Origin of the sequence: Streptomyces sp. NPDC059166 (assembly GCF_042755185.1) — a bacterium.
In the GTDB taxonomy this organism is placed as follows: Bacteria; Actinomycetota; Actinomycetes; order Streptomycetales; family Streptomycetaceae; genus Streptomyces.
The window spans coordinates 67,020-73,271 of record NZ_JBHZCI010000039.1; the positions used below are offsets into that span (position 1 = coordinate 67,020).

At 73.2% G+C, this 6,252-nt stretch carries 4 protein-coding genes; 1 reads left to right on the forward strand and 3 read right to left on the reverse strand.

The genetic code is table 11. From position 1 onward, the window contains the following. Nucleotides 1-219: 219 nt before the first annotated feature. From ACFXOA_RS25855 to ACFXOA_RS25865, 3 genes are all read right to left on the reverse strand, one after another. The gene (locus ACFXOA_RS25855) at nt 220-984 is read right to left on the reverse strand and encodes an NUDIX domain-containing protein (RefSeq protein WP_385033168.1); all 765 of its coding nucleotides are present in this window, start codon (nt 982-984) and stop codon (nt 220-222) included. Between the two features lie 179 nt (nt 985-1,163). Next, nucleotides 1,164-2,519 (reverse strand): DUF4192 domain-containing protein, encoded by a 1,356-nt coding sequence (locus ACFXOA_RS25860; RefSeq protein WP_385033171.1) that lies wholly within the window; start codon nt 2,517-2,519, stop codon nt 1,164-1,166. Between the two features lie 420 nt (nt 2,520-2,939). After that, on the reverse strand, nt 2,940-5,099 hold the full coding sequence (locus ACFXOA_RS25865) for a RecQ family ATP-dependent DNA helicase (RefSeq protein ID WP_385033174.1): 2,160 nt from the start codon (nt 5,097-5,099) through the stop codon (nt 2,940-2,942). Between the two features lie 405 nt (nt 5,100-5,504). Here ACFXOA_RS25865 and ACFXOA_RS25870 point away from each other — a divergent pair, with 405 nt between their 5' ends. Next, nucleotides 5,505-6,137, forward strand: coding sequence for a hypothetical protein (locus tag ACFXOA_RS25870; RefSeq protein ID WP_385033177.1), 633 nt, complete (start codon nt 5,505-5,507; stop codon nt 6,135-6,137). The last annotated feature ends 115 nt before the right edge of the window (nt 6,138-6,252 follow it).

Genomic DNA, 6,252 nt, shown 5'->3' on the forward strand with positions numbered 1-6,252 from the left:
CGCTTCTCTCACGGAGGGGGTGACCGCTCGGCGGCAGGTGGGTACCCCAGCAAGATAACGCGACATTTCAGACTTTTGGTGCACCGGTGGTTCTGCGGGTGTTCCGCAGGCCGACAAGCCGTCTGCCGGCCGCCTACGAGTCGGACGGTCCGCACCGGACGTGTTCAGACCTCCGGCCGCCACAGGACCGGAGGGCCGAGCACGGTCAGACCTCCTGCCTCAGACCTCCGGCCTCAGCATCGGAGGGTTGAGCACCGTCGCCGCTCCGGCTCGGAACAACTGCGCGGGACGCCCTCCCTGGCGCGTCGTCGTCCCGCCCGACGGCACCAGGAAGCCGGGCGTGCCCGTGACCTTGCGGTGGAAGTTCCGCGGGTCCAGCACGACTCCCCACACCGCCTCGTACACCCTGCGCAACTCGCCGACGGTGAACTCGGGCGGACAGAACGCGGTGGCCAGCGAGGAGTACTCGATCTTCGAGCGAGCCCGCTCCACCCCGTCGTCGAGGATGCGCGCGTGGTCGAAGGCCAGAGGCGCGGACTCCCCGTCCTCGCGCGCGAACCCGTCTCCCGGGCCGAGCAGATCCTCCACGGAGGCCCAGCGGGCACTGTTCGCATCCCCTCCCGCGCGCGGCGCAGGCAGGTCGGGCGCGAGCGCGAGATGTGCCACGCTGACGACCCGCATCCGCGGGTCGCGACCCGGATCACCGTAGGTGGCCAACTGCTCCAGGTGGGCTCCGTTTCCCGGAGCCGGGGCGGACGGGTCATGGGCACAGAGCCCCGTCTCCTCGACGAGCTCCCGCGCCGCGGCCGCACCCAGGTCCTCATCGGCCCTGACGAATCCGCCGGGCAGGGCCCAGCGGCCTCTGAACGGTGATTCACCACGTCGCACCACCAGAGCGCAGAGGGCGTGACGTCGAACCGTGAGGACAACCAGGTCGACGGTGACAGCGAAGGGCGGGAAGGTCGACGGGTCGTAGGACGGCATGCCGAAATCATAGTCGTCTCCTTGACGATAAACACTCCCCCGGCGACTCCCGTTCCCCGCCGGACCGTGCCCGCGCCCGCGGCGGTCGCGGGCGCGCTCGAGCTACCTCGTGGAGGCCGACGGCACCGTGTCCGCGCCCGCCTCGGTCGCGAGGGCCGCGCGGCCACCACCGCGACAGGTCAGCCGGGACTGCCCGGCGAGCGTCCGCCTGCGCCACGCCTGCTGAGGCGCCGGGCGCCCCGGGCCTGTTCCCGGCCGGTGTCCCGGCCCGGTCGGGAACCGGAGGGCGCGCGCACCCCGGCCGGCCGCCGTTTCCGCTTCGCGTCGGGCGCACCCGCCGGGCAGGGCGCCGACCGGCCCGCCCCTCGCCGGGCCCGCGCGCCGGACCCGCCTTCCTCCCCCTTACCGGCGCGTGTGGCCCGCTCGCCCCGGAGGCAGCGCCGCAACGTCTCCGGGTCCAGGCCCTGGTTGCACGCCTGGTGGAGGAGCTGGGCGAACGTGTAGTGCGGATCGGCCCGCAGTGCGAGCCCCAGGGCCACCCGGGCGCCTGCCTCGTCACCCATGGACCACGAGACCCAGCCGGCCAGCGTCAGCGGGGCGGCCGCGTGTTCCACGAAGGGACCGACGCAGCGGCGCGCGAGTGCCCGCCACAGCCGCAAGGCCGTTTCCGCCTCGCGGCCTTCCATCCACTCCGCCGCCCGGTCCCTGGTATCACGGTCCTGGAGTCCGAGGATGACCGCGGCGGCCTCCTCCGCCGTGATCAGACGGTCGTCCGCGCTGTCGGCCAGGGCGGGCCCCGCCGCCGGAGCGCTGCCGAGGCGCTCCCTGAGCTCACCGGCGAGCCGGAGCGTCTCCGCGGCAACCGCTCCACGCCCCCCGGGGTCGAGGATCCGGGACACCAGGCCGGCTCCCGCGGCGTCCAGCGCCCGCTCCTGCTCCCGCGCCGCCCCCGCGTCCCCGGGGGTCAGCCGCGCCTCCATGTCGCGCAGCGAGCCGCGCACCTGGATGCCCGCGTACGCCGCCGCGGCGGCCATGACCGTCGTGCCCGGCAGCGCCAGGGGGTTGCCTTCCTGCGGGCAGCAGCGCTCGTCGGGACAGCAGTAGGACCAGTAGCGTCCGTCGGAGATGCAGAGCGCTTCGAGCACGGGGACGTCGAGCGCTCCGCAGGCAGTGCGCAGGTACTGGGCAAGTGGCCGCAGCCGCTCCATCACCCTCGGTGCGCTCTCCCCCTCGGCCGGGTCCTGGCAGAGGAAGACGATGATCGCGTCGGGGCGGGACCCACGCTTCTCACTGCCTTCGATCAGGCTGCGGGCGAGCTGCCCGGCGACCGGCTCCCACTCCAGTGGATCACGTGGGATGCCCAGCCTGAGCCGACCGCCGAAGCGGCCGCGCCCACCGTGCAGTGCCGCCATGACCACACTGTCGTCGGGATGGAACCCCATCAGGTACGGGAGGGCGTCGGCGAGTTCGGCGGGACCGCGCAAGGTGATCTGCTGCGCGTCGGACGGACCGGGGATTTCGTCGTGCTCGTTCATGGCACGACCGTCCCGCGGGACGCCGGATTCCGCGACCCCTGTGGATAACTGTTGTCCACAGGGGTCGACAGCTGGATGCGGAAAGTCCGTGTCATCGGGTTGCATGGCGGCATGCGCAGCACACACCTCACCACCGGTCCGAAAGCGCTCCCCGCTCGTCCGGCGGCGTGTCCGCCACCGCTGCCGTCGTGTCCGGCCGGTGCCGGACCGGCGCCAGGTGGCCCGGGCCGACCAGCGCGACCGCGGACGGGGGCCCGAAGCCATGGCCCTCCCGGCAGGTCCGCGGGCGCGCTTCAGCCCCCGCACCGCCCCGGCACTCGCGCCACCGCATGCGGAGCGCGGCTTGCCTCCGCGGGCCAGCCGGTTCCGTTCCGCGGAGGCCCCGCCATCAGACAGCGGCCGCCCGCCTGGGGCCGCGACTCACGCGGCTTGGGCGAGCACCAGCGGAAGCACCGGACCCGCCCCGCTCTGACGCAGCAGACGCGCCCCCACGGCAAGGGTCCAGCCGGATTCGGTGAAGTCGTCCACGAGCAGGACCGGACCGGGCGTGGCGGCCAGAGCGGCGGCGAGATCCTGCGGCACCGCGAACGAGGCGGCGAGCGCACGCAGCCGCTGGGCGGAGTTGCTGCGGTGGAACGCCTGCCCGTCCGCCTCCGGGGTGTAGGCAAGAGCACCCAGCAATGGCAGCCTGCCCACCTGGGCAAGCCCTTCGGCCAGGGAAGCCACCAGCCGTGGACGGTTACGGGAGGGCATCGCTACGATCCCGACCGGCCTCTCCGCCGCGTCGGCCGCTCCGGTCGCCCAACCGCCGGGCGAGCGTGCCCAGTCGGCCACGACCGTGACGACCGCCTTCAGCACGTCGTCGGGAACCGGCCCGTCCTCCGCCTGCTCCGAGAGCAGGGGGCGCAGCCGGTTTCCCCATCCGATGTCCGAGAGCCTCCCGAGGGCACGGCCCACGGCAGCTTGCTGACCGGCCGGGATTCGGCCCTTGAGGTCGACGCCGACAGCGGCCATGCCGGTGGGCCACATCCGTCGGGGCTCGACCTCCGTCCCGGGGCGTTCCAGCTCACCCGCGGCTCCGGCGAGTGCCCCGGGGGACACCGAGGCGTCCAGCCAGGGACCGGCGCACGTGTCGCAGCGGCCGCACGGTGCGGCCTTCTCGTCGTCGAGCTGCCGCTGCAGGAACTCCATCCGGCAGCCAGTGGTCGCCACGTAGTCCCGCATGGCCTGCTGCTCCGCCTTGCGCTGGCGGTCGACCCAGGCGTACCGCTCCGCGTCGTACGTCCAGGGGCGGCCGGTGGCGGTCCAGCCACCCTTCACGCGCCTGACCGCCCCGTCCACGTCGAGGACCTTCAGCATCGACTCCAGGCGCGAACGCCGGAGATCGACCAGCGGCTCCAGGGCCGGCAGCGACAGCGGCCGCCCCGCATCCTGCAGAACCGCGAGGGTGCGCCGTACCTGCTCCTCGGGAGGGAAGCCCACAGACGCGAAGTACGCCCAGATCGCCTCGTCCTCCCGGCCCGGCAGCAACAGCACGTCCGCGTGGTCCACTCCGCGCCCCGCACGCCCCACCTGCTGGTAGTAGGCGATGGGTGAGGACGGCGATCCCAGATGCACCACGAAGCCCAGGTCCGGCTTGTCGAAACCCATCCCCAGGGCCGAGGTGGCCACCAGAGCCTTCACACGGTTGGCGAGCAGATCCTCCTCGGCCTGCAGCCGGTCCGCGTTCTCCGTCTTCCCCGTGTAGGACGCCACCGCATACCCGCTCTGCCGCAGGAAGGCCGCGACCTCCTCGGCCGCCGCCACCGTCAGTGTGTAGATGATCCCCGACCCCGGCAGGTCGCCCAGCCGCTCCCCCAGCCACGCCAGGCGATGCGCGGCATCCGGAAGCTCCAGCACCCCGAGCCGCAGGCTCTCCCGGTCCAGAGGTCCCCGCAGGACCAGCGCCTCGCTGCCGCCCGTACCGAGCTGTTCGGCGACGTCCGCCGTCACCCGGGCATTCGCCGTGGCGGTGGTTGCCAGGACGGGGACCCCCGCCGGGAGCTCGGCCAGCATCGTGCGCAGACGCCGGTAGTCGGGCCGGAAGTCATGCCCCCAGTCGGAGATGCAGTGGGCCTCGTCGACGACGAGCAGTCCCGTCGTCGCGGCCAGGCGCGGAAGCACCGCCTCCCGGAAGTCGGGGGAGTTGAGTCGTTCGGGGCTCACCAGGAGCACGTCCACCGCGCCTGCCTCCACCTCGGCCTGGATCGCGTCCCACTCCTCCGGATTGGCGGAGTTGATCGTCCTGGCCGCGATGCCTGCCCGGGCCGCCGACTCGACCTGGTTGCGCATGAGCGCCAGCAAGGGCGAGATGATCACCGTCGGGCCGGCGCCCCGGTGTCGCAGCAGCGCGGTGGCGACGAAGTAGACCGCCGACTTCCCCCACCCGGTGCGCTGCACCACCAGCGCCCGGCGATGCTCCAGCACCAGGGCTTCGATCGCCTGCCACTGATCCTCGCGCAGCCGCGCCTCGCCGTCACCGCGCCCCACGAGACGGGACAGCACAGCATCGGCCTCGGCACGCACATCCATGTCGCTCATTCCTCCATGCAACCCGACGCCACCGGCATCACGCGAACCGGCGGACGGCCGGCACCGGTCGCACCGCACCGGGGGCACCCCCGGAAGGGACCTCCGAGCGGATCCCCGCGGCCCCCGAGCCGACGGCGCTTCGCGCGGTCCCCGCCGGCTCCCCGCGCTCCTTGCCACTGGTCCCGCGGTCAGGGCGCCGCGCAGGGCTTCGTTTCCCACGGAGCGGGCAGGGATATCTGTGTCATTCCGTCAGATACCAGTCAGCCGGATCAATTGCTCGTTGCCGCCTGCCGATACGACAGGAAGAATTGGAGTCGCTCCCCGCACGGTCTTTCGCGGGCCCGGAAGGGCTGTGCCGCGGCGCGCCGTCATTCGACCCTGCCCGCCCGGTGGGCGCGTAGCGAAGGGAGGACCGTGACCTTCGGATTCGCTCCGTCCGCAGCCAGTTCACTGTCGGCGTCCGCCGGCAGCGTCAACCAGGTCGCCCGCATGCTGGAACCGGCCGAGTGGGCTGCCGCCGGGATACCCCTGCTGCGCAGTCCACGCGAGGTGGTCGGCGGTCTCCACGCGCGGCACCGGCCGGCGCCGGCGACGGCGATCGTCGCCGTCCTCGATCACGAGGAACGGCTCACCGCCAGCGCCTCGTTCACCCGGAGATCCGGCCTGGCCACCGACGGCTGGGAATTCCGCAACGCACTGCTGGCCCATCTGCGCCGGGTGATCCCTCACGACCTCCGGCGGCGCACCCCGGTACGCACCGCGGTACTGCTCTACTGCCGCGAGGGCGACGAACGCTGGACGGAGGAGGACGGGGCCTGGATGTGGGGGCTGCGAGACGCATGCACCCTGCACGGCCTGCGCTGCGGTGCCTACATCACCTTGACGCGGGGCGGCTGGCAGATCCTGGGAGAGGGCCGCGCCGGGCGCAGTCCCACACTGCTGTCCCGGCCGTCGGCCCTGGCGGACGCCACTTCTGATCATGACCCGGTACCCCTGCGCACCGGGGGCGGGGCCGCCGACGCGCTGCGACGGACAGCCGCCCGCTGAGGAGCGCCGTGGGGGCCCGGGGGGAGGGCGACCCCCCGGGCCCCCCCCCCGCGGGGGGGAAACCCCCGCGCCCAGCGCGGGGTTTTTAGTGTGGGGGGGTGGGCAACCCAACCTC